This is a genomic window from Amycolatopsis sp. cmx-8-4, assembly GCF_046548675.1.
Classification (GTDB): domain Bacteria; phylum Actinomycetota; class Actinomycetes; order Mycobacteriales; family Pseudonocardiaceae; genus Amycolatopsis.
Genome location: NZ_JAEBDZ010000008.1, coordinates 265327 through 289649 on the forward strand (window position 1 = coordinate 265327; position 24323 = coordinate 289649).

General features: G+C 70.8%; 22 protein-coding genes and 1 pseudogene. 11 read left to right on the forward strand and 12 right to left on the reverse strand.

Going from position 1 to position 24323, the window contains the following annotated elements; genetic code table 11:
- Nucleotides 1-45: 45 nt before the first annotated feature.
- Both ACLJQZ_RS19660 and ACLJQZ_RS19665 read right to left on the reverse strand, forming a co-directional pair.
- Nucleotides 46-648 (reverse strand): TetR/AcrR family transcriptional regulator, encoded by a 603-nt coding sequence (locus tag ACLJQZ_RS19660; RefSeq protein WP_410621420.1) that lies wholly within the window; start codon nt 646-648, stop codon nt 46-48.
- A gap of 252 nt (nt 649-900) precedes the next feature.
- Nucleotides 901-1269, reverse strand: a complete 369-nt coding sequence (locus ACLJQZ_RS19665; protein ID WP_410621421.1) for an SPW repeat protein — start codon at nt 1267-1269, stop codon at nt 901-903.
- Between the two features lie 198 nt (nt 1270-1467).
- Here ACLJQZ_RS19665 and ccrA point away from each other — a divergent pair, with 198 nt between their 5' ends.
- The 4 genes from ccrA (at nt 1468) to ACLJQZ_RS19685 (ending at nt 5854) form a co-directional block, all read left to right on the forward strand.
- Nucleotides 1468-2808 (forward strand): crotonyl-CoA carboxylase/reductase, encoded by a 1341-nt coding sequence (gene ccrA, locus ACLJQZ_RS19670; protein WP_410621422.1) that lies wholly within the window; start codon nt 1468-1470, stop codon nt 2806-2808.
- 172 nt (nt 2809-2980) lie between these two features.
- Nucleotides 2981-4177: a chromosome segregation protein gene (locus tag ACLJQZ_RS19675; RefSeq protein WP_410621516.1), complete on the forward strand. Its 1197-nt coding sequence runs from the start codon at nt 2981-2983 to the stop codon at nt 4175-4177.
- Between the two features lie 92 nt (nt 4178-4269).
- Nucleotides 4270-4722: a universal stress protein gene (locus ACLJQZ_RS19680; protein ID WP_247061691.1), complete on the forward strand. Its 453-nt coding sequence runs from the start codon at nt 4270-4272 to the stop codon at nt 4720-4722.
- A gap of 1 nt (nt 4723) precedes the next feature.
- Entirely contained in the window at nt 4724-5854 is a 1131-nt protein-coding gene (locus ACLJQZ_RS19685; protein ID WP_410621423.1) for an adenylate/guanylate cyclase domain-containing protein, read from the forward strand.
- 153 nt (nt 5855-6007) lie between these two features.
- Here the strand turns inward: ACLJQZ_RS19685 and paaE are convergent, their stop codons facing one another.
- The 6 genes from paaE to paaZ form a co-directional block, all read right to left on the reverse strand.
- A complete protein-coding gene (gene paaE / locus ACLJQZ_RS19690; protein WP_410621424.1) occupies nt 6008-7057 on the reverse strand; it encodes a 1,2-phenylacetyl-CoA epoxidase subunit PaaE in 1050 nt (349 codons plus the stop codon).
- A complete protein-coding gene (gene paaD / locus ACLJQZ_RS19695) occupies nt 7058-7555 on the reverse strand; it encodes a 1,2-phenylacetyl-CoA epoxidase subunit PaaD (RefSeq protein WP_410621425.1) in 498 nt (165 codons plus the stop codon).
- The gene (paaC, locus tag ACLJQZ_RS19700) at nt 7549-8406 is read right to left on the reverse strand and encodes a 1,2-phenylacetyl-CoA epoxidase subunit PaaC (protein WP_410621426.1); all 858 of its coding nucleotides are present in this window, start codon (nt 8404-8406) and stop codon (nt 7549-7551) included. Before paaC ends, paaD begins: the two co-directional genes overlap by 7 nt.
- Complete coding sequence (paaB, locus tag ACLJQZ_RS19705; protein WP_247064017.1) at nt 8403-8669, reverse strand: 1,2-phenylacetyl-CoA epoxidase subunit PaaB; 267 nt, start codon at nt 8667-8669, stop codon at nt 8403-8405. The genes paaC and paaB overlap by 4 nt, the downstream gene beginning before the upstream one ends.
- A gap of 86 nt (nt 8670-8755) precedes the next feature.
- Nucleotides 8756-9694, reverse strand: a complete 939-nt coding sequence (paaA, locus tag ACLJQZ_RS19710) for a 1,2-phenylacetyl-CoA epoxidase subunit PaaA (protein ID WP_410621427.1) — start codon at nt 9692-9694, stop codon at nt 8756-8758.
- Complete coding sequence (gene paaZ, locus ACLJQZ_RS19715; protein ID WP_410621428.1) at nt 9691-11721, reverse strand: phenylacetic acid degradation bifunctional protein PaaZ; 2031 nt, start codon at nt 11719-11721, stop codon at nt 9691-9693. Before paaZ ends, paaA begins: the two co-directional genes overlap by 4 nt.
- Before the next feature lie 190 nt (nt 11722-11911).
- Between paaZ and paaI the strand changes: the two genes are divergently transcribed.
- The 3 genes from paaI to ACLJQZ_RS19730 are packed head-to-tail and all read left to right on the forward strand — an operon-like array spanning nt 11912 to nt 14168.
- The gene (gene paaI / locus ACLJQZ_RS19720) at nt 11912-12307 is read left to right on the forward strand and encodes a hydroxyphenylacetyl-CoA thioesterase PaaI (RefSeq protein WP_326959847.1); all 396 of its coding nucleotides are present in this window, start codon (nt 11912-11914) and stop codon (nt 12305-12307) included.
- The gene (paaK, locus tag ACLJQZ_RS19725) at nt 12304-13581 is read left to right on the forward strand and encodes a phenylacetate--CoA ligase PaaK (RefSeq protein ID WP_410621429.1); all 1278 of its coding nucleotides are present in this window, start codon (nt 12304-12306) and stop codon (nt 13579-13581) included. Before paaI ends, paaK begins: the two co-directional genes overlap by 4 nt.
- Nucleotides 13578-14168: a TetR/AcrR family transcriptional regulator gene (locus ACLJQZ_RS19730; RefSeq protein WP_247061674.1), complete on the forward strand. Its 591-nt coding sequence runs from the start codon at nt 13578-13580 to the stop codon at nt 14166-14168. Before paaK ends, ACLJQZ_RS19730 begins: the two co-directional genes overlap by 4 nt.
- Nucleotides 14169-14219: 51 nt before the next feature.
- Here ACLJQZ_RS19730 and ACLJQZ_RS19735 read toward each other — a convergent pair whose 3' ends face one another.
- Nucleotides 14220-14534: a hypothetical protein gene (locus tag ACLJQZ_RS19735; protein WP_410621430.1), complete on the reverse strand. Its 315-nt coding sequence runs from the start codon at nt 14532-14534 to the stop codon at nt 14220-14222.
- A 194-nt stretch (nt 14535-14728) separates the two neighbouring features.
- On the opposite strand from ACLJQZ_RS19735, the gene ACLJQZ_RS19740 reads away from it, so the two are divergent.
- Nucleotides 14729-15397 (forward strand): TetR/AcrR family transcriptional regulator, encoded by a 669-nt coding sequence (locus ACLJQZ_RS19740; protein WP_410621431.1) that lies wholly within the window; start codon nt 14729-14731, stop codon nt 15395-15397.
- Here the strand turns inward: ACLJQZ_RS19740 and ACLJQZ_RS19745 are convergent.
- A complete protein-coding gene (locus tag ACLJQZ_RS19745; RefSeq protein WP_410621432.1) occupies nt 15318-16373 on the reverse strand; it encodes an AraC family transcriptional regulator in 1056 nt (351 codons plus the stop codon). The genes ACLJQZ_RS19740 and ACLJQZ_RS19745 overlap by 80 nt on opposite strands.
- 79 nt (nt 16374-16452) lie before the next feature.
- Between ACLJQZ_RS19745 and ACLJQZ_RS19750 the strand changes: the two genes are divergently transcribed.
- The 3 genes and pseudogenes from ACLJQZ_RS19750 (at nt 16453) to ACLJQZ_RS19760 (ending at nt 20741) form a co-directional block, all read left to right on the forward strand.
- A complete protein-coding gene (locus ACLJQZ_RS19750; RefSeq protein WP_410621433.1) occupies nt 16453-17544 on the forward strand; it encodes a winged helix DNA-binding domain-containing protein in 1092 nt (363 codons plus the stop codon).
- Nucleotides 17545-17626: 82 nt separating this feature from the next.
- Nucleotides 17627-19081: a flavin-containing monooxygenase gene (locus ACLJQZ_RS19755; protein WP_410621434.1), complete on the forward strand. Its 1455-nt coding sequence runs from the start codon at nt 17627-17629 to the stop codon at nt 19079-19081.
- A pseudogene (locus tag ACLJQZ_RS19760) lies at nt 19081-20741 on the forward strand (GMC oxidoreductase). The gene ACLJQZ_RS19755 and the pseudogene ACLJQZ_RS19760 overlap by 1 nt, the downstream one beginning before the upstream one ends.
- A 94-nt stretch (nt 20742-20835) precedes the next feature.
- Here the strand turns inward: ACLJQZ_RS19760 and ACLJQZ_RS19765 are convergent.
- Together ACLJQZ_RS19765 and ACLJQZ_RS19770 are read right to left on the reverse strand one after the other, a co-directional pair.
- Nucleotides 20836-22566 carry a BTAD domain-containing putative transcriptional regulator gene (locus ACLJQZ_RS19765; RefSeq protein WP_410621435.1) on the reverse strand — a complete coding sequence of 577 codons (1731 nt, stop codon included), beginning with the start codon at nt 22564-22566 and terminating at the stop codon, nt 20836-20838.
- Nucleotides 22567-22763: 197 nt separating this feature from the next.
- On the reverse strand, nt 22764-24257 hold the full coding sequence (locus tag ACLJQZ_RS19770; protein ID WP_410621436.1) for a chitinase: 1494 nt from the start codon (nt 24255-24257) through the stop codon (nt 22764-22766).
- Nucleotides 24258-24323 lie beyond the last annotated feature (66 nt).

The window sequence follows — 24323 nt, forward strand, 5'->3', positions numbered from 1 at the left end:
TTGGCGAGTGCGGCGCCTGGCGATGCGACTTCGGCGGGCGCGCTGCTAGGCGGGTGTCGCCTTGGCGGGTGTGGCGCCAGGCGATGCGGCCTTGGCGGCGAGCGACTCCGCGATGAAAGTGAGCTCGCCGTCGAACTCGGCGGGGAGGTCTCCCTCCGAGTGGCGGGCCGTCGCGTGCCGGTGGCTGACCGCGCGGGCCAGCAGACCCGATGCGCGGTCGACGTCGGCGTTCGACAAGTGGCCGCCGGTGGCCGCCAGGATCACCGTACGAACCTGGCGCACCAGGGCCTGGAAGCGTTCGTGGAGGGCGTCGCGGACGACGTGGTGGGTGTCGGCCTCGCGCCACAGCAGGTGCGACAGCCCGAGTGAGCGGCTGAAGCGGTGGTCCAGTTCACGGACGAGCCGGCGCAGGCTGCCCGCGAGGTCGCCGGGGACGACGACCACGGCCGGTTCGATGCGCTCGTCGGGCAGCCGCTCGACGAGCGCGGTGAGCAGGTCCGCCTTGTGCCGGAAGTAGTAGTGCACCAGGCCCTTCGGCACCCCGGCCCGCTCCGCGATGCGGGAGGTCGGGGTGGCGTCGAAGCCGGACTCGGCGAAGAGCGCCTCGGCGGCGCAGAGGATGCGTTCTTTCGCCGAGTCCTCGGTCATTCCGGTGCCTCCTGGTCGTCCAACTGCCGGTCGTTCGGTGTGCCGGCCACGCAAAGCCGGTCGGACTGCGCAGGCCGCCCCGTGCGGGGCGGCCTGCGCCGGTCGCTCAGTGTCGGCCACCCAAGCGCCTGCCGCTCAGTGCTGCCACTCAAAGGCCGGCCCGCGCAGTGCCGACCGCCGAGTGCCGGCCACTCAGGTGCCGACCGCTCGGTGTCGGCAGCTGAAGTGCCGGCCGCTCAGGTGCCCGGCCGATCAGTGCTGGCCCGCTGTGCGGTGCGCCGCGGTCGCGACCGGCATCGCCGCCGCGCCGGCGACGACCGTCAGCACTCCGGCGATCCAGGACGTCCAGGACGCGCCGGTGAACTCGGTGTAGCCCAGCACCCACGGCGCGATGGAGAACAGCACGCCGAGGGCTGTCCGGATGCCTTCGCCGTAGACCGCGCCGGGCACCGCGAGCGAGGCCAGGCCGTCGAGGGCGATCAACGCTCCCAGGACGACCATCGTCCACATCGCGGTCGTGTCCGTGCTCAGCCAAAGGGGTGAAAGAGCGGCGACGGCTCCGATGACGACCTCGGCCCAGTCGTGGGGCCGGGTCCATGCGCGCGGAGAGACTTCACTCATTCGTGCTCACCTTCGTAGGTGATCCTGCTGGTCGGGCGGGGTGTTCCCGGCTTCGATCGTGCACTTTGACTGGCCAGCCGGTCAAGACTGCTCCGTCACAGTTCGAGGTGAAGTCGTGCTGCTTGTCTCGTACAGTTGTGGACGCGAGTTACCGGCGAGTAATTTCGGCCGCCAACGCCGTTGACCCCGGAGGAATCAATGACGCAGCTCGGCGAGATCCAGCAGGCCATCCTGAACGGCGAGTCGGCCGCGGTCGGCTCGTTGCCCGTGCCGGAGAGCTATCGAGGGGTGACCGTCCACGCGGACGAGGTCGACATGTTCGACGGCCTCGAGAGCCGGGACAAGGATCCGCGCAAGTCGCTCCACGTCGATGACGTGCCCGTCCCGGAACTGGGCCCTGGTGAGGCGCTGGTCGCGGTGATGGCGAGCGCGATCAACTACAACACCGTGTGGACGTCGATCTTCGAGCCGATCCCGACGTTCAAGTTCCTCAAGAAGTACGGGAAGCTGTCGCCGCTGGCGAAGCGCCACGATCTGCCGTATCACGTGGTCGGGTCGGACCTGTCCGGTGTTGTGCTGCGGACCGGGGTCGGTGTGCACACGTGGAAGCCGGGCGACGAGGTGGTCGCGCACTGCCTGAACGTCGAGCTGGAAAGCCCGGACGGGCACAACGACACGATGCTCGACACCGAGCAGCGGATCTGGGGCTTCGAGACGAACTTCGGCGGCCTGGCCGAGGTCGCGTTGGTCAAGGCGAATCAGCTGATGCCGAAGCCGGACCACCTGACCTGGGAGGAAGCCGCCTCGCCCGGGCTGGTCAACTCGACGGCCTATCGGCAGCTGGTCTCGCGCAACGGCGCGGACATGAAGCAGGGTGACGTCGTCCTGATCTGGGGCGCCTCGGGTGGGCTCGGGTCGTATGCGACGCAGTACGCGTTGAACGGCGGCGCTATCCCGGTGTGTGTGGTGTCGAGCCCGGAGAAGGCGGCGATCTGCCGGAAGCTGGGCGCGGAGCTGATCATCGACCGCAGCGCCGAGGCCTACAAGTTCTGGAAGAGCGACACCGAGCAGGACCCGAAGGAGTGGCAGCGCTTCGGCGCGAAGATCCGCGAGCTGACCGGCGGCGAGGACCCGGACATCGTGTTCGAGCACCCGGGCCGGGAGACGTTCGGCGCGTCCGTCTACGCCGCGCGTAAGGGCGGGACGATCGTCACCTGCGCGTCGACCTCGGGATACATGCACCAGTACGACAACCGCTATCTGTGGATGAACCTGAAGCGGATCGTCGGCTCCCATTTCGCGAACTACCGCGAGTCCTGGGAAGCGAACCGGCTGATCGCGAAGGGTCTGATCCACCCGACGCTGTCGAAGACGTACTCGCTCGAGGACACCGGGCAGGCCGCGCTGGATGTGCACCGCAACGCGCATCAGGGCAAGGTCGGTGTGCTCGCGCTCGCGCCGCAGGAAGGCCTTGGCGTCCGCAATGAGGAGAAGCGCGCGAAGCACCTCGAGGGGATCAACGCGTTTCGCGGCGCCTGAGCGGGAAAGGGGCCGGATCGCGGCGTCGGGATCCGCCTGGATCCGGCCCGATCCGGCAAGATCCTTTCGCCGCATCGGGCGGTACTTTCGGCGCAGGCCCCGGGTGCTCACCCTTCCGTGACCCGGCTGCGACTACGGTAGGCGCATGAGCCTTGGCGATGAACGGGAGCTTGTGCCGCTGGGAGCCGGCTTCGACGTGGCGAAGCGCGGGTACAGCCGAGCACAGGTCGACGAGCACCTCGAACGGCTGGACGCCGACCTGAAGATGCTCACCGCGGATCGGGACGCCGCCATCGCGCAGGCCGGCGACCTGGCCCGGCAGCTGGAGATCGCGCGCGGCGAGATCGCGGACCTGCGCGGGCAGGTCGACCGGCTGGCCCAGCCGCCCACCAGCGTCGAAGGCCTCTCGGAGCGGCTGCAGCGGATGCTGCGCCTGGCCCAGGACGAGTCCGCGGACACGCGGGCCCGCGCCGAAGCGGAGGCCGGCCACATCCGGGCCAAGGCCGAGACGGACGCGAGCGCCATGCGCGCCCGCTACGAGCAGCTGCTCACCGAGCTCGACCTGCGCCGCAAGGAGATGGAGGCGGAGCACCGCAAGGTGCTCGAGGACGCCCGCGCGCAGGCCACGGAGATCACCGACAAGGCCGAGGCCGAGCGCACGAAGCTCGACACCGAGTCGTCAGACCGGCGGACGAAGGTCGAAGAGGACTTCGAGATCGCGATGGCCGCGCGCCGCAGCGAGGCGATGCGGGTGCTGGCCGAGCAGGAAGCGGCGAGCAAGGCCGAGGCCGCGCGCCGCGTCCAGGAGGCGACGCAGGACGCCGCCGACATCCGCACGAAGATCCTCGACGAGGAGAAGACCGCGAAGGCCGAGATCGACCGCCGTCAGCGGGAGTCGGTCGCGGACGCGAACAAGCGTCGTCAGGACTCGCTCAACGAGGCCAACGCTCGCCTCGCCGAGGCCGCGGACGAGGCCCGGCGCCGCGTCTCGACGGCGACCGACGAGTCGAACCGGCGGATCACCCAGGCGAATGAACGTGTCGACTCGCTGCGCAAGGTGCGCGGCGGGCTGGCCGAGCAGGTGCGCGCGGCGCGGGCGGTGCTCGCCGAGGCGCACACCGTCCTCGGCGACGACGTGAAGGTGCCCGCGGAGGTCACGACCGATTTGAAGGCGGCGGACCTGAAACCGGACCAGCCCGCGGCGAAATCCGACACCGGGAAAACGAAGCCGGTGAACGACGTCGAGGAGACCATCCGGATCCGGGCCTCGGACGTTCCGAAGCCGAAGCCGGCTGCGAAGCCTGCCCCCAAGCCCACACCGAAGCCCAGTCCGCGGCCAAGCGGAGCGCAGAAAGCGACTGGCGAGTAGCCTTCGACCCGACACGAGCTCGGACGAGCCCGCGCGGTCGAGGCCGACCGTCATCGTCCCTGCTCACGCGGGATCACGTGGAGGTTTTGCGCATGGGTGCGGCATATCGGACCGTGGTGGTGGGCACGGACGGCTCGGAGTCTTCGTTCGCGGCGGTGGACCGCGCGGCGGCGGTGGCCGGCGACGCGGGGGCGACGCTCGTCATCACGTGCGCGTTCTACCCGGCCAGCAAGACCGACGTCGACAAGGCCCAGGACGTCCTGGGTGACGAGGCTTACCAGGTCGTCGGCTCGGCGCCGGCCGAGGACACCCTGCAGTCCGCGCGCGACCGGGCGGTCCGCGCCGGCGCGGAGAAGATCGACACGGTCGCGGTGAAGGGCGACCCGGTCGAATCGCTGCGCAAGGTCGTCCACGAGCGCGAGGCGGACCTGCTGGTCGTCGGCAACCGCGGGTTGAACACGATCGCGGGCAGGATCCTGGGCTCGGTGCCGTCGGAGGTGGCGCGCAAGTCCGGTGTGGACGTGCTGATCGTCCACACGACCTGACGTGACCGATTCGGGCGAAGGGCTTCAGCAGCGGCTCGAGCGGATCCTGCTCGGCGGCCGGCGGAAGTACACCCGGCTCGAAGTGGCCGAGAAGGCCGGCGTGCCCGACGATCGGTCGCGCCGGCTTTGGCGTGCGCTGGGGTTCGCGACCGTCCCCGACGACGAGGTGGTCTTCACCGACGCCGACGTCGAGGCCATGCGGACGGCGGATCAGCTGGTGCGGTCGGGCCTGATCGACCCGAGCATCGAGGTGTCGGTGACGCGCGCGCTCGGCCAGCACCTGTCGCGGCTGGCCGAGTGGCAGGTCGACATGCTGTTCGAGCTGATCAAGGAGCAGCCGGAGCTGGGCCGCAGCGAGCGCCAGGTGGCCCGGCTCGTCGACCGGCTGCTGCCGGAGCTCGAGCAGGTGCAGAACTTCGTCTGGCGCCGGCACCTGGCGGCGTACGCCGGCCGGGCGTTCGCCGCGCCGGACGAGAACCTCGAGACGCGCACCCAGGTGGTCGGGTTCGTCGACATGGTCGGCTACACGCGCCTGACGCGCCAGATCGACGAGGACGAGCTGAGCCGCGTGCTCGACGTGTTCGAGCTGCTGGCGACGGAGACGATCGCCGAGCACCACGGCCGCGTGGTGAAGATGATCGGCGACGAGGTCCTGTTCGTCGCCGACTCGGCGGTGGCCGCGGCGGAGATCGCGCTGGCGTTGTCCGAGCGCACCTCGGCGGACGAGAGCATTCCGGCGGTCCGCGCGGGCATGGCGTCCGGCCGCGTCTTGAACCGCTTCGGCGACGTCTACGGCTCGGTCGTCAACCTGGCGGCCCGCCTGACGTCGGTGGCCCGCCCGGGCACGATCCTGATCGACCGCGAGCTGGCGAGCGAGCTGGCGGAGGAACCGGCGTACGAGCTGCGCCAGCGCCGCCCGGTGACGGTCCGCGGCTACAACCGCCTCCGCCCCTCGGCGCTGCGCCGCGCGCAAAAGGTCCCGACGGGCGCCTTCGCAAGCTCACAGCAGCTGGCGGCGGAGATGCTGGGCCTCACGGAGCCGAAGCCCCCGGAAGACGAGACCGCGCTTGTCGGCGAGGACACCGCCGAGACGCCCCGCTCACGCCGTCGCCGCCGCCGCCGCATGCTCTGACCCACCTCGGCACCAGCTGAAACTCCCCCGCCACTCCCAGGGGGGCGTCCCCAGGTCCAGTCTAGTGGCGACCACCGTCCGGACCCACGGAAACGGCGCTGGAGCCTCGGGTTGTCCACAAGTGAGGACCCCTGTGGACAGCCCGCGAAAGCCTCAGGCGTCGTAGTCGACCGTGACCGTTTCCGAGACCGGGTACGACTGGCACGTCAGGACGAAACCCGCCGCCACCTCCGCCTCTTCCAGGGCGAAGTTGCGGCGCAGGTCCACCTTGCCCTCCGTGACTCGCGCCCGGCAGGTGCCGCACACGCCGCCCTTGCAGGCGAACGGCAGGTCCGGGCGGAACTTCTGCGCGCCGTCCAGGACCGAGGACGATCTGGGCAGCGTCATCGTCGAAGAGCGGCTGTCCAGGACCACCCGGACTTCCGATGATTCTCCGGCGACCTCGGGGTCCAGGTGCGCGACGGGCTCCGGCGGGGTGTCGACGTAGAACAGCTCCTGGTGGATGCGTGCGCGCGGCACGTCGAGCGACGTCAGCAGCTCCTGCGCGCCCGTCACCATCTCGAACGGGCCGCACAGCCACCAGTGGTCCACTTCGGACACCGGAACCAGCGACGAGAACAGCTGCCGCAGCTTGGGGACGTCCAGGCGGCCGGTGAACAGCTCCGCTTCGCGGGGCTCGCGGGACAGGACGTGGATCAGCTCCAAGCGGGATGGTGCGCGGTCCTTCAGGTCCGCCAGCTCGTCCGCGAACATCACCGTGTCCGTGCGGCGGTTGCCGTACAGCACCGTCACCGTCGCGTCCGGGGTGGCCAGCAGCGACGACACGATCGACAGCACCGGCGTGATGCCCGAGCCCGCCGCGATCAGGACGTGGTGGCCGCCCTGCGTCAGATCCGGGGTGAACGAACCCGTGGGCGGGGCGACCTCGATCGTGTCGCCCGCGCGGACGTCGTTCAGCAGCCACGACGAGAACAAGCCGCCCGGAACCAGGCGGACGCCCACTCGCGGCGCCGTTCCCGCCGCCGCGCAGATCGAGTACGAACGGCGCTCGTCGCGGCCGTCCACCGAGCGGCGCAGCGTCAGCGACTGGCCCGGTTTGAAGTCGAAGTCCGAAGCCAGCGCGGAGGGCACGTCGAACGTCACGGCGACGGCGTCGTCGCACAGGCGCGCGATGCCCGCGACCTTCAAGGGGTGAAACGCCACCTAGATCTCCTTGACGTTCTCGAAGGGCTCCTGGCACGACCGGCAGCGCCGCAGCGCCTTGCACGCCGTCGCGCCGAAGCGGGACTGCTCCTCCGTGTCCGCGGACCCGCACAGCGGGCACGGCACCGACGGCACCGACGACACCGGCGCCGACAGCGTCAGCGGGATCGGGCCCGACCGCCGCGGCGCCGCGCCCGGCGGCGCGATCCCCGCTTCGGCCAGCTTGCGACGGCCTTCCGACGTGATCCAGTCCGACGTCCACGACGGCGCCAGCTGCGTCCGGATCTCGACGTCCGCGTAGCCCGCCGTGACCAGCGCGTGCTCCAGGTCGTCGCGCATGGTGTCCATCGCCGGGCAGCCGGTGTACGTCGGCGTGATCGCGACGACGACGCGACCGTCCTCTTCGGACACCGAACGCAGCACGCCCAGGTCGGCCAGCGTCAGCATCGGCAGCTCGGGGTCGGTGACGGTCGCGGCGACCAGAGACGCGGTCACCATTTCGCGTCCGGCATCGCCCGGGCCACACTCTGCAGCTCGGCCAGCAGGAGTCCCAGCTGCTCGGTGTGAACGCCGTCGCGGCCCGTCCGGCCCGAGACGCCGGCGATGTCACCGGACGAAGGCCGACTCAACGTCGCCGCGGACAGCACCTGGTCCAGGACAAGATCGAACTCCGGACGCAGCGAAGCAGCGTCCACCAGTTCAAGAGGGTGCGTCTTGAACAGCTCGCCGATGTACGGCCAGACCGCGTCGAGCCCCTCCTGCATCCGCTCATGCGACAGCGGCGTGCCGTCGCCGAGCCGGACCAGCCACTGCGCCGCGTAGTCGCGGTGGTAGGTGACTTCCTTGACGCCCTTGTCCGCGATGGCCGCGAGCACGGGGTCCACCGACGACACCAGTCGCTGCAACAAAGCCAGCCGCCACGTCGAGAACACGAACAGCCGCGCGATCAGGTGCCCGAAGTGCCCGCCGCCCAGCTCCGCGAGCCGGACGTTGCGGAACTCGCGCTCGACGCGGTCGAACGCGAACGAGTCTTCCGAACGCGCGGAGCCGTCGGCTTTGCCGGCGCGAGCCAGCAGCAGCCGGGCCTGGCCGAGCAGGTCGAGGCCGATGTTCGCGATCGCGACCTCGTCCTCCAGCTCGGGCGCGTTCGTGCACCACTCCTGCAGGCGGTGGGAAAAGATCAGCGCGTCGTCGCCGAGCATCAGGCAGTACGCGGCCAGCTGAGCACCGTCCACACCGGACGGAACAGACGTGTCCACTCCGGACAGCGGGTCCTCGAAGCCGGTGCCGAACGCCCAGCGGGCGTCGTTCTCCTCGGTCAGCGACTCGTAGACGTTGTCGAAACTCATATGTGCGGCACCTCCTCGGGGATGTCGTAGAACGTCGGGTGCCGGTAGACCTTGTCGCCGCTCGGCGCGAAGAACGGGTCCTTCTCGTCCGGCGACGACGCCGTGATGTCGGAGGCGCGCACGACCCAGATCGACACGCCTTCGTTGCGCCGCGTGTACAGGTCACGCGCGTGGTGCAGCGCCATCTCGTCGTCGGCCGCGTGCAGCGAGCCGACGTGCACGTGGTTCAGCCCGCGCTTGCCCCGGACGAACACCTCGTACAACGGCCAGTCGTGCTTGACCGGCCCGGGCGCGGCGGGAACACCCTCGAGCGGGACGGCCCCGTGGCCGCCTTCGGCAGTCAGGTCGCTCACTTGCGCTCCTCTTTCCTGGCCGCGTGCGCCACGGCGGCCTCGCGAACCCACGCGCCGTCGTCGTGCGCGCGACGCCGGTGGGCGACGCGCGACGCGTTGCACGGGCCGTTGCCCTTCAGCACGTTCTTGAACTCGTCCCAGTCGACCGCGCCGAAGTCGTAGTGCTCGCGTTCCGAATTCCACTTCAACGAGGCGTCCGGGAACGTGACGCCCAGCGCCTCGGCCTGCGGCACCGACATGTCGACGAAGCGCTGCCGCAGCTCGTCGTTGGTGTGGCGCTTGACCTTCCACGCCATCGACTGCGCGGTGTTCGGCGAGTCGGCGTCGGGTGGCCCGAACATCATCAGCGACGGCCACCACCAGCGGTTCACGGCCTCCTGGACCATGTCCCGCTGCTGCTGGGTGCCCTTCATCATCGTCATCAGCAGCTCGTACCCCTGCCGCTGGTGGAAGGACTCCTCCTTGCAGATGCGGATCATCGCCCGCGCGTACGGCCCGTACGAGCTGCGGCACAGCGGCACCTGGTTGCAGATCGCCGCGCCGTCGACCAGCCAGCCGATCACGCCGACATCGGCGAAGGTCAGCGTCGGGTAGTTGAAGATCGACGAGTACTTCTGCTTGCCGGTGATCAGCTTGTCGGTCAGGTCCGCGCGGTCGGCGCCCAGCGTCGCCGCGGCCGAGTACAGGTAGAGCCCGTGGCCGGCCTCGTCCTGCACCTTGGCGAGCAGGATCGCCTTGCGCCGCAACGACGGCGCGCGCGTGATCCAGTTGCCCTCGGGCTGCATGCCGATGATCTCGGAGTGCGCGTGCTGCGCGATCTGCCGGATCATCGTCTTGCGGTAGCCCTCGGGCACCCAGTCGCGCGGCTCGATGCGCTGGTCGCGCTCGATGGTGTGCTCGAAAAGCTCTTCCAGGTTTTCGGCTACAGCGGTCACGGCTGCTCCTTCGACACGAGGGTCAGGACGTCGTACTTCGCGACCGAATCGCCGTCGGAGTTGGTCACGTCGGCGTCCCAGCGGACCTCGCCGTACTCCTGGTCGATGCGCGGCGTGATCTGCTTGGCGGTCAGCGTCACGGTCAGCGCGTCGTCCACCTTCACCGGCGTGAGGAACCGCAGGTTCTCCAGGCCGTAGTTGGCCAGGACCGGGCCGGGCTCGGGCGAGACGAACAACCCCGCCGCGAACGAGACGACCAGGTAGCCGTGCGCGACGATCCCGCCGAACAGCGGGTTCGCGGCCGCGGCCGCGGGGTCGGTGTGCGCGTAGAACGTGTCGCCGGTGAACTCGGCGAAGTGGTCGATGTCGGACTGCAGGACCGTGCGCGGCCCGGCGACGACGGAGTCGCCGATGCGCAGCTCGGCCAGGGACTTGCGGAACGGGTGGACGTCGCTCTCGGTGCGCGGCGCGCCGGCGACCCAGCGGCCGGTGACCGCCGAGAGCACCGCCGGCGAGCCCTGCACGGCCGTGCGCTGCATGTGGTGCAGCACGCCGCGGATGCCGCCCATCTCCTCGCCGCCGCCCGCGCGGCCGGGGCCGCCGTGCACCAGCTGCGGCATCGGCGAGCCGTGGCCGGTCGACTCTTTCGCGTCGTCGGCGTCCAGGACCAGCAGCCGGCCGTGGTAGGCCGCCGCGCCGAGGACGACCTCGCGGACGAACTCCTTGTCGGCGCTGACGATCGAGCCGGCCAGGCTGCCGCCGCCGCGCGCCGCCAGTTCGATGACCTGCTCGGTGGAGGTGTAGGGCAGCAGCGTCGAGACCGGGCCGAACGCCTCGACCTCGTGCGGCTCGGAGCGCTCCGGGTCGGCCTTCAGCAGCACCGGCGAGAGGAACGCGCCGCGCTCGGCATCGGCGCCGACGACGTCGACCTTCTCCGGGTCGCCGAACACGATGCTGCCGGCGTCCAGCAGGGCCTTGAGCGAGCGCCGGACCTCTTCGCGCTGCTCCAGGCTGGCCAGGGCGCCCATCCGGACACCCTCGGCGGTCGGGTTGCCGACGGTCACCTTCGCGAGACGTGCGGACGCGGCCGCGGCGACGTCGTCGAGCAGCTCGGCAGGGACGAACGCGCGGCGGATGGCCGTGCACTTCTGGCCCGCCTTGACCGTCATCTCCGAGGTCAGCTGCTTGACGTAGAGGTCGAACTCCGTGGTCCCGGGGCGCGCGTCCGGGCCGAGGATCGAGCAGTTCAGGGAGTCGGCCTCGGCGTTGAACCGGACGGCGTTGCGGATGATCGCCGGGTGCGCGCGCAGCTTCTGCGCGGTGGACGCCGAGCCGGTGAACGACACCAGGTCCTGCGCGGTCACGTGGTCGAGCAGGTCGCCGACGCTGCCGGCGACGAACTGCAGCGAGCCCTCGGGCAGGATGCCGGACTCGATGATCAGCTCGACCAGCCGCGCGGTCAGGTAGGCCGTCTGGCTGGCGGGCTTGACCAGGCTCGGGACGCCGGCCAGGAACGCCGGGGCGAACTTCTCCAGCGGCCCCCAGACCGGGAAGTTGAACGCGTTGATCTGGACGGCGACGCCCCGCAGCGGGGTGGCGATGTGCTGGGCGACGAAGGTGCCGCCCTTGCTCAGCGGCTCGACGCCGCCCTCGACGTAGACGGTGGCGTTCGGCAGCTCGCGCTTGCCCTTGGAGGCGTAGCTGAACAGGACGCCGATGCCGCCGTCGATGTCGAACTTGGAGTCACCCAGCGTGGAACCGGTCTTCGCGGAGAGTGCGTACAGCTCCTCGCGGTGCTCGCGCAGGTGCGACGCCAGCGCCTTGAGCAGCGCCGACCGCTGGTGGAACGTCAGCTCGCGCAGCGCCGGGCCACCGACTCGCCGGCCGTACTCGAGCGCGCCCGCGAAGTCGACGCCCGCCGAGGAGACCCGGGCGACCTCCTCGCCGGTCGTGGCGTCGTGCAGCGGAACACCGTCTTCCGCCGCCGTGTGCCACTCGCCCGAGACGTAGCTGCGCAGCAAACCCATCGAGTCCGACCTCTCCACCGAATTACCTACCGGACGTTCAGTAATTCCATCGTAGCCGCTGGCCGCCGAGATCGGAAGGCCCCGGCGCTTGACACCGGCCCGGACCTCTGCCTTTACTGAGGCGCACCACCGGATGACCGTCCATTCGGTCAGTCAACGGAGGGGTGCATTGACCAACGCCGCGCACACCATGTTCGCCGCGGACGAGGCGTCCCGCGCGCTGGGCATCGACCTCGTCGAGGCCGGCGACGGGCGCGCGGTCGCGACCATGACGATCACCGCGTCGATGGTCAACGGGCACGACATCGCGCACGGCGGGTACGTCTTCCTGCTCGCCGACACCGCCTTCGCCTGCGCCTGCAACACCCACGGCCCGGTCACCGTCGCCGCGGGCGCGGAGATCTCCTTCGTCGCCGCCGGCCGGCTCGGCGACCACCTCGTCGCGACGGCCACCGAGCGCACCCGCTACGGCCGCAACGGCATCTACGACGTCACCGTGCACCGGGAGACCCCCGCGGGACCGGAAACAGTCGCCGAATTCCGCGGCCGCAGCCGCGTCATCTCCGGGAAACGGGAAGAAGCATGATCGAGGCGAACATCTCCGCCGACGAGCTGGCCGCGCTGCAGCTCGAACGTCTGCAGTGGACACTCCGGCACGCCTACGCGAACGTGCCCGCGTACACGAGGAAGTTCGACGACGCGGGCGTGCACCCGGACGACTGCAAGGAGCTCGCCGACCTGGCGAAGTTCCCGTTCACCACCAAGCAGGACCTGCGCGAGAACTACCCGTTCGGGATGTTCGCGGTGCCGCAGGACCAGGTGCGGCGCATCCACGCCTCCAGCGGCACGACCGGCAAGGCCACCGTCGTCGGCTACACCGAGCAGGACATCGACACCTGGGCCACGGTGATGGCCCGGTCGATCCACGCGGCGGGCGGGCGGCCGGGCCACAAGCTGCACAACGCGTACGGCTACGGCCTGTTCACCGGCGGTCTCGGCGCGCACTACGGCGCGGAAAAGCTGGGCTGCACGGTGATCCCGGCGTCCGGCGGCATGACGGCGCGGCAGGTGCAGCTGATCACCGACTTCCGGCCCGAGATCATCATGGTGACGCCGTCGTACATGCTGACGCTGCTCGACGAGTTCGAGCGCCAGGGCGTCGACCCGCGGGAAAGTTCCCTGCAGGTCGGGATCTTCGGCGCCGAGCCGTGGACCGAGCAGATGCGCACGGAGATCGAAGAGCGGTTCGCGATCGACGCCGTCGACATCTACGGGCTGTCCGAGGTGATGGGCCCCGGCGTCGCGCAGGAGTGCGTCGAGACGAAGGACGGCCTGCACATCTGGGAGGACCACTTCTTCCCCGAGGTGATCGACCCCTTCGACGAGCACGTGCTGGGCGGCGGCGAGACCGGCGAGCTGGTGTTCACGTCGCTGACCAAGCAGGCGCTGCCGATCATCCGCTACCGCACGCGCGACCTGACCGCGCTGAACCCGGGCACCGCGCGCCCGGCGTTCCGGCGGATGGACAAGGTCACCGGCCGCACCGACGACCTGATCATCCTGCGCGGCGTCAACGTCTTCCCCACCCAGATCGAGGAGATCGTGCTGCGCACGGAGGCGCTGAGCCCGCACTTCCAGCTCGTCCGCACCACGCGCGGGCGGCTCGACCACCTGACCGTGCTGGTCGAGGCGCGCCACGACGCCGTCGCCGAGGACCGGGTGCGCGCCGCCGCCGAGCTGGTGACCGGTGTGAAGGACGGCGTCGGCGTGACGGTGTCGGTGGACGTCGTCGACCCGGACACCCTGGAGCGGTCGATGGGCAAGATGCGGCGGATCGTGGACCAGCGGGAGAAGCCGTGACGGCGCCCCGGCGCGGACGTCCCGGCTACGACCTCGAATCGCTGCTGCAGGTGGCGGTGAAGCTGTTCAACGAGCGCGGTTACGACGGCACGAGCATGGAGGACCTCTCCCGCAAGCTCGGCATCACGAAGTCGGCCATTTACCACCACGTCCCCAGCAAGGAAGAGCTGCTGCGGCTGTCGGTCGACCGGGCCCTCGACGGCTTGTTCGCCGTCGCCGAGGAGACGGCCCGGCTCGACGGGCGGGCGGTCGACCGGCTGGAGCACCTGGTGCGCGGCAGCGTGCTGGTGCTGGCCGACCGGCTGCCGTTCGTCACGCTGCTGCTGCGCGTGCGCGGCAACACGAAGGTGGAACGCGCCGCATTGGCTCGCCGGCGCGAATTCGACCTCCTGGTGACGGACCTGGTGAAGCAAGCCGAAGCCGAGGGCGACATCCGCCCGGACGTCGACCCGGCGGTGATCGCGCGGCTGATCTTCGGCATGGTCAACTCGCTGATCGAGTGGTACCGGCCGCGGCGCGGTTCGGCGGCGGAGGTGGCCGACGCGGTGTGCAAGGTGGCGTTCGAAGGGCTGCGCACGCCCTCGTGAGTGGTAATGCGGGTTAGAACCCGCATTACCACTCACGAGGGCCGCGGCAGGTCACTCGCCGGAAGCTTCCTGGGGCGGCCGCCCCGCTTGCCAGAGAAGGGCTTCGCGCAGCTGCTCGATCAGTTCTTCGTCGTCCGTTTCGGACGGGTCGACGCCGAGCGGGATCCAGCGCTCGGCCACTTTCGACCCCTGGTCGAAGCTCGTGATCACGATTCCGGAGTACGACAAGGACTCGTCGTCCGCGCAGTCGCCGTCCGGGAGCGGCTCGTCCGGCTCGAAGGCGTCGTCGAAGCTGACGTGACGATGCTGCAGGCGGACGCTCACCCAGCGTCCCGCCGGCCGGATCGGCGCGTCGTCTTCGATCATCTGCTCCTACCCCCGGTCACACGGACCCCCTGTCGTCTCGTCGTGTCCGGGCGCCGGGAAGTTACCGGCGGGTTGTTCCGGTTCCGTAACGGCAGCGGCTGACGCGACTTCGGTTGCCCGCCACCGGAGTCACTCTCTTGACGAGAAGTCAACTACTTGTTGACAGCGTGCCGCTCCCCGGCGAGGCTGAGCGGATGACCAGCGGAACGCGGCCCCGTCGGCGGCTCGAGCCCGCCGAGCGGCGCGCCGAGATCCTCGCCGCCGCGCGGCGCCTGTTCGGCGCGGCCAGCTACGCGTCGGTGTCCACTTCGGACATCGCCGCCGCGGCCGGGGTGGCGCGCCCGCTGATCAACCACTACTTCGGCGGGAAGCGCGAGCTGTACCTGGAAGTGGTGCGGCAGCTGATGATCGTGCCCGCGCCGGTCACCGAGGCGCTGCCGGACACCACGATGGAGCAGCGGCTGGCGATCGGCGTCGAGCGCTGGATCGACGTCGTGGACCGCAACCGGGACGCCTGGCTGACCGTGATCGGGCCGGAGTCGGCGGGCCGCGACCCGGAGATCGAGCGGATCATGCTGGAGGCGGACGAGATCGCCGCCGACCGCGTGCTCGAAGCCGCGCTGATGACGGACGTGACCGAAGGCCGCGAGGAGCTGCGCGCGATGATCCGGTCGTTCGGCGGGATGCTGCGCGCGGCGTCGCGCGAATGGCTCATCCGCGGCACCCTGGACCGGACGGCGCTGCGTACGTTTCTCACCGATTCGATCCTCAACCTGCTGAAAATCACCTACCCGGCGGTGCTTGCCGAGCAGCGCGGAAGCGCCGGGCGAAAGCAGCGGGCGTCATCCCGGTCCAGCGCTTGAACGCGTAGATGAAGCTCGACGCCTCGGCGTACCCGAGCCGGTACGCGACGTCCTCGACGGACAGCACGCCGGTGTCGAGCAGCTCTTCGGCGAGCGCCTGGCGGACTTCGTCGACCAGCGCGCGGTAGCTGGTGCCGGCCTCGGCCAGGCGCCGCCGCAGCGTGCGCGTGCTGAGCGTGAGCTGGCGGGCGATCTCGTCCATCCCGGCGTCGACCCCGCCGAGCCGCACCAGGCGTTCGCGCACCTGCTGGGAGATCCCGGACCGCTGCCGCCGGCGGGCGACGAGGGCCTCGCACTGCGCGGCGCAGAGCGCGACGGTCTGCTCGTTGGCCTGCGGCAGCGGCAGCGCGAGGAACGCCGGGTCGAGGGTGGCGCGGCAGGCGTCGGCGCCGAACCGGGGCTCGACGCCGAACGCCGCCCGGTAGGCGTCCACTGTGGACGCGTCGTGGCGGAAGCTCAGGTCGTCCAGCGCGATCTCGGGCAGCAGGTCGCGCATCACGGCGAAGATCGCGGACAGGTCCCGCAGCACGAGGAACCGGGCGACGTCGGCGGGCACGCGGCTGTTGTCGAGCTCGATGGCGATGCGGTCGCCGTCGGCCACGACGTTCGGGATGCAGAACGCGAAGCTGAGGTCGAAGTAGCGCAGCGCCAGCAGCATCGCGTCCCGCAGCGTGGGGCTGCTGATGCAGGCGAACCCGAAGATGCCGAAGGTGGTGACGCGGTAACGGCGCCCGAGCTCCAGGGCCGTCGCGTCCGAACCGTCCACCGCGGCCAGCGCGCGGACGACGGCCAGCTCCTGGCGCGCGTCGACCTGCGCCGCCGGGTCGGCGAGCAGGTCCGCGGACAACGACGTCGCCGCGAGGAGCCGGCCGGCGGCCAGGCCGCGGTCGGCGGCGAAACGGGTCATCAGCTCGATGCTCGCGGTGCCGCGCGGGAAGTCCCAGTCCCCGACGGCGGGGGCGGCGAACTCGGCCATGGCCGGAAGTATGGATCACGCCCGGCGAGGCGGCGAATCGAGGACCGGAACTGTCCTGGGTGATCGTTAGGGTGACACTGTGACGACGTTGAGCCGACGGGCGCTGAACCGCGCGACGCTGGAGCGCCAGCTGCTGCTGCGCCGCGCGAAGCTGTCCGCCTACGACGCGGTGGCGCACCTGGCCGGGCTGCAGGCGCAGGCGCCGTTCCCGCCGTACTACGCGCTGTGGGCGCGCCTGCACGGCTTCCAGCCGGGCGACCTGGCGGAGCTGCTGGAGAGCCGCCGGGTGGTCCGGATCGCGCTGATGCGCGGCACGGTCCACCTCGTGACCGCGGCGGACGCGCTGGCGTGGCGGCCGGCGGTGCAGGTGCTCTACGACCGCGACCTCAAGCAGAACACCCTGCACGCGCAGGCGCTGACCGGGCTGGACCACGACGTCGTCGCCGCGGCCGCGCGGGAGCTGCTGCTCGACACGCCGCTGTCGAGCACCGCGCTGGGCGCCGAGCTGGCGCGGCGGTGGCCGGACGTCCCGACGGCGTCCCTCACCCACCTGGCCCGCGGCCGGCTGCCGCTGGTGCAGGTCCCGCCGCGGGCGATCTGGGGCAAGGCCGGCCAGACGACGTACGCGTGCCTGGACGAGTGGGTCGGCGCGCCGCTGCCCCCGCCGTCCCCCGCCGCGCTGATCGCGCGGTACCTGCGCGCGTTCGGCCCGGCGTCCGTGGCGGACGTCCAGACGTGGGCGGGCATCGCCCGGCTGGGCGAGGTCGCGGCGGCGATGGACCTGCGCCGCTACCGCGACCCGGACGGCCGCGAGCTGCTGGACCTGCCGGAGCTGTCCGTGCCGGACGAGGACGTCCCGGCGCCGCCGCGGCTGCTGGGGCCGTTCGACCAGACGATCCTGTCGTACGCCGACCGCAGCCGGGTGATCAGCGACGAGCACCGCAAGCGCGTCATCACGCAGAACGGCCTGGTCAAGGGGACGCTGCTAACGGGTGGGTACGTGCGCGGGTTCTGGGAACTTCGGAAGGACCGCAAGGCGGCGGCGGTGGAGCTGACGCCGTTCGAGAAGCTGCCGAAGCGGGACCTGGAGGCCCTGGAGAGCGCGGCGGCGCGGCTGCTGAGCTGGGCGGAGCCGGACGCGGCGACCCACGACGTCCGGGTGCTGACCTGAACGGCGCCGTGGCCGGAAATCTCGATCGCGTGACCGCTCGTGTCCTGTTGTCACAGGCTCCGGGTGGGTAGCTTTCTTCAGCATGACTGGTTCGGCGAAGGGGCCGTCGGTGCTGATCGCAGGCACCGGGTTCGGCGGCATCGGCACGGCGATCGAGCTCAAGCGCGCCGGGTTCACGGACTTCACGATCCTGGAGAGCGCGGCCGGGCCCGGGGGCGTCTGGCGGGACAACACCTACCCGGGCGCCGCCTGCGACATCCCCTCGCCGCTGTACTCCTACTCGTTCGAGCCGAACCCGCGCTGGCCAAAGCGGTTCTCGCACCAGCCGGACATCCTGGCCTACCTGCGCGGTGTCATCACGAAGTACGGCCTGGAGCCGCACATCCGGTACGGCGCCGAGGTCACCGAGGCCGTGTTCGACGACGGCGTCTGGCGCGTCGCGACCAAGAGCGGCGAGACCTACACGGCCGACGTCTTCGTCCCGGCCGTGGGGCAGCTGTCGCGGCCGGTCCTGCCCACCATCCCCGGGCGGGACCGGTTCGCGGGAGCCGCCTTCCACTCGGCGCGCTGGGACCACGACGTCGACCTGCGCGGAAAGCGCGTCGCCGTCATCGGGACCGGGGCCAGCGCCGTCCAGTTCGTCCCCGAGGTGCGGAAGCACGCCGACCGGGTGACCGTCTTCCAGCGGACGCCGCCGTACGTCATGGCGAAATCCGACCCGGCCTACCGCGGCTGGCAGCACTGGCTGTTCGAGCACCTGCCGCCGACGCAGCTGCTCGGCCGGCTGCGGATCTTCCTGCTCGCCGAGTACGCGACCTACGCGATGACGCGCCACCCCGTGCTGGCGAAGATGTTCGAACTGCGGACCGCGCAGCTGCGCCGCCGGCACATCGAGGACCCGGAGCTGCGCGCGAAGCTGAAGCCGAGCTACCCGCTGGGCTGCAAGCGGATCCTCTTCACCAACGACTACCTGCCCGCGCTCGCGCAGCCGAACGTCGACGTCGAGACGGCGCGCATCAGCGAGATCACCGAGAAGGGCGTCCGGACCGAGGACGGCGTCGAGCACGAGGCGGACGTCATCGTCTACGGCACCGGGTTCGCCGCGACCGACTTCCTCGGCCGGATCGAGGTGCGCGGTCTCGGCGGCCGGACACTGCGGGACGCGTGGTCCGGCGGCGCGCGGGCCTACCTCGGGATCACCGTGCCCGGCTTCCCCAACCTGTTCTGCGTCTACGGGCCGAACACCAACCTCGGCGCCGGCTCCATCATCTACATGCTCGAACGCCAGGCTCGGTATATCCGTCAGGCTGTAGAACGGTTAGCCCGTCCTGAGGTGTCCCTGCTGGACGTGCTGCCGGAGGTCGAACAGCGGTACGACGACGAGGTGCAGGCGCGGCTGGGCCGGAGCGTGTGGAGCGCGTGCACGAGCTGGTACCGCCAGGCCGACGGCCGGGTGACGACCAACTGGCCGGGCCTGGTCACCGAATACGACCGCCGGACCAAGCGGTTCGACATCGCCGACTACCGGGTGGCGTGATGGACTACGACGTCCTGGTGATCGGGTCGGGGTTCGGCGGCAGCGTCACGGCGTTGCGGCTGACCGAGAAGGGCTACCGCGTCGGCGTGCTGGAGACCGGCCGCCGGTTCGCCGACGACGAGTTCGCGAAGGCGTCGTGGCGGCTGCGGAAGTACCTGTGGGCGCCGAAGCTCGGGTGTTTCGGCATTGGAACGCTTAGCCGCTGCTGAAGAACACCTTCGTGATGAGCGGCTCGGGCGTCGGCGGCGGGTCGCTGGTCTACGCGAACACGCTCTACGAGCCGCCGGACGAGTTCTACGCCGATCCGCAGTGGGCGCACATCACGGACTGGAAGGACGAGCTGGCGCCGTACTACGACCAGGCGAAGCGGATGCTCGGCGTGGTCGAGAACCCGGCGACGACGGCCGCGGACCGGGTGCTGCGCTCGGTGGCCGAGGACATGGGCATCGGCCACACCTACCGGCGCACGCCCGTCGGCGTCTACTTCGGACAGTCCGGAGTGGACCCGTACTTCGGCGGCGCGGGACCGGTCCGGCAGAAGTGCACGCTGTGCGGCGAGTGCATGACGGGCTGCCGCGTCGGCGCGAAGAACACGACCGTGAAGAACTACCTGTACCTGGCCGAAAAGGCGGGTGCCGTGGTGCGCCCCCTGACCACAGCTGTTTCCGTCCGGCCGATCGAGGGCGGCTACGCGGTGGACACCGTGCGCACCGGGCGGCGGGCTCGCCGGACGTTCACCGCGTCGCAGGTGGTGTTCTCGGCGGCTTCCCTGGGTACCCAACGGCTGCTGCACCGCTTGCGGGACAACGGGACTTTGCCGGATCTGTCACCGCGTCTCGGGTTGCTCGCCCGGACGAACTCCGAGGCGGTGCTGGCCGCGCGGTCGCTGCGGGACGACACGGACTACACACGCGGCGTCGCGATCACGTCGTCGATCCACCCGGACGCGGTGACGCACGTGGAGCCGGTGCGGTACGGGCGTGGCAGCAACTTCATGGGCCTGATGACGACGGTGCTGGTGGACGCTGCTTCTGGTAAGCGGCGCTGGGTACTGGGGATGAAGGAGTTGTGGCGGCAGCGACGGGACGTCGTCAAGCTGCACAACCCGCGGCGCTGGTCGGAGCGGATGATCGGGCTGCTGGTGATGCAGACGCTCGACAACTCCGTGACGACGTACACGAAACGCGGCCTGTTCGGCCGCCGCATGACGACGAAGCAGGGTGCGGGTGACCCGAGCCCTTCGTGGATCCCGGCGGGCCACGAGGTGACGCGCCGGGTGGCGGAGAAGATCGGCGGCCTCCCGCAGGGCGCGTGGACGGACCCGGCGAACATCCCGATCACCGGCCACTTCATCGGCGGCTGCGCGATCGGTGACTCGCCGGCCACCGGGGTGGTCGACCCGTACCAGCGGCTGTACGGCTACCCGGGCCTGCACGTCGTCGACGGCTCGGCGATCACGGCGAACCTGGGCGTGAACCCATCACTGACGATCACGGCCCAGGCGGAGCGGGCGATGGCTTTCTGGCCGAACGCCGGCGAGCCGGACCCGCGCCCTTCGCTGGGCGCGGAGTATCGGCGAGTGGCGGCGGTGGCACCGCGGAAGCCGGTGGTGCCTGCGGAGGCACCTGGCGCGCTGCGGCTGCCACTGGTGCCGCAGTGAGCCGCGCGTTCGCCGCGCTGCGAGTGGCAGTTTCCCGCCCGGAGGGGGCGGTTCAGCAGCGCGCGTGGATGTGCGGCTCCCCGATGTCGCCAGTTTATCCGGGGTCACCGACAGTTTCGGCCATCAGCTCCGTCGTCACCGCGACGTACGCGCGGATCGCTTCGTTCTCCTCCGCTGCGCGCCAGACCGGGACCGCGATCATCGGCGGGATGCCCGTCACCGGGACCACCTTCAGGCCCGGGAACGGGTAGCGCTCCAGCAGCGACAGCACCGTGATGTGCAGGCCGATTCCGCGCGCCACCAGCGTGAGCATGTCCTCGACGCCGATGCGGGTGCGGCCGATCAGCTGGGGGACGTCGTCCTCCGTGCGGGGGATCGGGCGGCCCGACGGCGTTCGCGGCGGGGCCCACTGGTCGCGGGCCACCGGGTTCAGCGTCTTGCTCGGGTCCAGCAGGCGGTAGTCCGCGATGTCCTCCAGGGTCACCGAAGCCCGCGACGCCAGCGGGTGGTCTTCGCGCATCAGGAGACCTCGGGGCAGGGACAGCAGCGGCGGGCCCGTGCGCAGGTTCGGCAGGTCGAACGACCGTGTGTCGCCGCCCGGTGACCAGTGCAGTACCAGGTCCAGGTCGCCCTCGGCGAGCAGGTCGTGCTCGGTCCAGCGGGCGCCGATGCGGGTCGGGGTCAGGCTCACCCGGCACGCCGGGTGGCGGCGCTCGAACTCCGACGTCAGCCGCGTCACCAGGTCGCCGCCGAGGCTTGCGACGTACCCCACGCGCAGCCTGCCGCTGATCCGCCGGCCGGACACCCGCGTCTCGGTGAAGATCGCCGCCAGCTCCGCCACGCCCGCCCGGGCGCCCGTGCGCAGCCGCTCCCCCAGCTCCGTCAGCCGGACGCCGGTGTCGTCGTGCACCACCAGCGGGCCGCCGATCTCGGCCTCCAGCTCGCCGATCTCCTTCTCCAGCGCGTCCGCCGTGCTGCGCACGCGCCAGGCCGCGGACTCGAAGTCGCCTTCGCGCGCCACGATCAGCAACGTCGCGACGGCGCGGATCGCGGCCAGCTCGATCAGCGACCCCGTCCGCACCTCCTCACGCGCGGCCGGCGGCGGTTCCAGCCCCGGGTCGCCCGCCAGGATCCGCCGGTGCAGCCCGCGCAGTCCCGGCCCCGGGTCGGCGCCCAGGTACTCGGCCAGGCGACGGCGGATGCCCTCGAAGTGCGCGAGCGCGTCGGCCTGCCGCCCGCTGCGGTAGTAGGCGAGGATCAGCTGCCCCGCGAGCCGCTCGTCGAACGGGTGCTCGGCGGCCAGCTGCGGCAGCGTCGCCAGCAGCGCCGCGTGCCGCCCGAGCCGCAGCGAGACGTCGTGGCGGTCCAGCCGGGCCGCGAACCGCTCCGCTTCCAGGCCTTCGCGGACGCCGGTCAGCCACGGCGAGTCCAGCCCGGCGAACGGCTCGCCGCGCCACAGCGCCAGCGCTTCGTCGAACAGCGTGGCCGCGGCGACGTCGTCGGACGCCGCTCGCGCGCGCGTCACCTTGTCCCGGAACCGGTGCAGGTCGACCGACGCCGGGTCGACGCGCAGCACGTAACCGTGCGGGGTCCGCTCGATCGCGCACCCGGCGGCGCGCAGCCGCGAAAGGTAGCTCCGGAGCGTCGCCGTCGCCCGGTGCGGCGGGTTGCCGCTCCAGACGCGGGTGACGAGCTGGTCCGGCGTCACCGGCCGGTTCGGGTCCGCCAGCAGCGCCGCGAGCACGTAGCGCTGGCGCGTGTGCCCGACGTCGAGGGCGGCCCCCTCGGATTCGGCTTCGAGGGTGCCGAGGACGCCGAACCGCATCACCGAACTCCTCCCTAGACCTGCTCAGACCCGCTCCGACCTGCGGATTCCACGTTTCCGCAACGATCACACACGGATCGTCCTGCAGTCTAGGTGGCGCGGGCGCGCGGCCGGGGGGTCTGCGCGCGCCGGCTGGGGGTGCCGTGAAGGGGCCCTTCCGGACGAGCGTCCGGAAGGGCCCCTTCATGACGGGTGCGTCACGGCAGGCCGGCAAGCCCAGCGGACACGGTGTTCGCGAACGCGTACCCGGCGGTCGCGTCCCAGTTGATCGACCACGTCATCGCGCCGCGGATCGTCGGGTAGGTCGCCGACGGCTTGAACGAGCCGCACGACGTGCCCTTGGCCAGGCAGTTCAGCGCCGAAACCGTGTTCGCCGGCGCCTGGTAGCCGCCCCCGGCCGCCTGCGACGACGCCGGCAGCCCGAGCCCGACCTGGTCGGCCCGCAGACCGCCCTGCAGCTGGATGCAGGCCAGCGCGGTCAGGAAGTCGACCGTGCCCTGCGCGTAGACGCTGCCGTTGCAGCCGAGCATGGTGCCCGAGTTGTAGTACTGCATGTTGACGATCGTCAGGATGTCCTTGATGTTCAGCGCGAGCTGGAAGTAGCCGCCGCCGGTGGACTGCATGTCGATCGTCTGCGGCGCCATCGTGATGACCTTGCCGCCGCCGTTGTAGATGCTGCGCAGCGCCTGGCCCATGTAGGTGGCGTTGACGCCGTTCTCCAGGTCGATGTCGACGCCGTCGAAGCCGTAGTTCGTGATCAGCGTCTTGATGCTGTTGGCGAAGTTGGTCGCCGACGACGAGTCGCCGACGCTGATCGTGCCGTTCTGGCCGCCGACCGAGATGATGACCTTCTGGCCGCGCGCCTGGACCGTCTTGATGTCGGCCTTGAACTGCGCGTCGGTGTAGCCGCCGAGCTGCGACGACAGGCCCGAGTCGAGCGTGAAGCTCACCGCGCCCGGCGTGCCGGTGGCGTCCGCGAAGGACACCGCGATGATGTTGTACTTCGTCGGAACGTCGGCCAGCTTCAGCGCCTTCGCGCCGTTGTAGAAGTTCTGCCAGTAGCCGGTGAGGACGTGCTTGGGCAGGTCACCCTGGGTCGGCGGCGTCGTGGTCGTCGTCGGCGGGGTGGTCGTGGTCGGCGGCGTCGTCGGGGTGGTGGGGGTCGTCGGCGTGGTCGGGGTCGTGGGCGTCGTCGGCGGCGGGGTGCCCGGACCGTCGAGGCTGACGTCGTCGGCGAAGTAGGTCGGCTGGCCGTACCAGCCGTGCAGGTAGACCGTCAGCGACGTGCTGGCGCCGGTCGTGAAGCTCAGCGAGAGCTGCGCGTAGCCGCTGGTGCCGGGCGTCCACGTGCTGGTCGTCGCGGAACCGGAAACGCCCAGGTAGACGTAGCTGCCCTGCACCCAGGCGGACAGCTTGTAGGCGGTGTTCGCCGCGACGGTGAGCGTCTGCGAGCACTGCGCGGTGTCCGACGACGTCGGCGTCGCGCTCAGGGCGCGGCTGCCGCTGTGGACCGGGGTGCTCACCGCGGTCGGGGCGGCGGTGCAGGTCCACCCCGAGGTGCCGGACTCGAAGCCGGGGTTGGCGAGGATGTTGGCCGCCGAGGCGTTGCCGGCGAGCACGAACGTCACGCCGAGACACAGCGCGACCGCGGAAAGTAACGACAACAGAGCTAGACGGGCTTGGGGGACCACGGGGCGACCTCCACTGGTCGTGAGGCAGGTCACCACAAAATGGACTAGACCAATCTGAATGTCAAG

Coding starts and splice junctions, on each gene's coding strand:
- ACLJQZ_RS19660 (WP_410621420.1), bottom strand. CDS start 648: ATGACCGAGGACTCGGCGAAAGAACGCATCCTCTGCGCCGCCGAGGCG.
- ACLJQZ_RS19665 (WP_410621421.1), bottom strand. CDS start 1,269: ATGAGTGAAGTCTCTCCGCGCGCATGGACCCGGCCCCACGACTGGGCC.
- ccrA (WP_410621422.1), top strand. CDS start 1,468: ATGACGCAGCTCGGCGAGATCCAGCAGGCCATCCTGAACGGCGAGTCG.
- ACLJQZ_RS19680 (WP_247061691.1), top strand. CDS start 4,270: ATGGGTGCGGCATATCGGACCGTGGTGGTGGGCACGGACGGCTCGGAG.
- paaD (WP_410621425.1), bottom strand. CDS start 7,555: ATGGTGACCGCGTCTCTGGTCGCCGCGACCGTCACCGACCCCGAGCTG.
- paaC (WP_410621426.1), bottom strand. CDS start 8,406: ATGAGTTTCGACAACGTCTACGAGTCGCTGACCGAGGAGAACGACGCC.
- paaZ (WP_410621428.1), bottom strand. CDS start 11,721: ATGGGTTTGCTGCGCAGCTACGTCTCGGGCGAGTGGCACACGGCGGCG.
- paaI (WP_326959847.1), top strand. CDS start 11,912: ATGTTCGCCGCGGACGAGGCGTCCCGCGCGCTGGGCATCGACCTCGTC.
- paaK (WP_410621429.1), top strand. CDS start 12,304: ATGATCGAGGCGAACATCTCCGCCGACGAGCTGGCCGCGCTGCAGCTC.
- ACLJQZ_RS19735 (WP_410621430.1), bottom strand. CDS start 14,534: ATGATCGAAGACGACGCGCCGATCCGGCCGGCGGGACGCTGGGTGAGC.
- ACLJQZ_RS19740 (WP_410621431.1), top strand. CDS start 14,729: ATGACCAGCGGAACGCGGCCCCGTCGGCGGCTCGAGCCCGCCGAGCGG.
- ACLJQZ_RS19745 (WP_410621432.1), bottom strand. CDS start 16,373: ATGGCCGAGTTCGCCGCCCCCGCCGTCGGGGACTGGGACTTCCCGCGC.
- ACLJQZ_RS19755 (WP_410621434.1), top strand. CDS start 17,627: ATGACTGGTTCGGCGAAGGGGCCGTCGGTGCTGATCGCAGGCACCGGG.
- ACLJQZ_RS19765 (WP_410621435.1), bottom strand. CDS start 22,566: ATGCGGTTCGGCGTCCTCGGCACCCTCGAAGCCGAATCCGAGGGGGCC.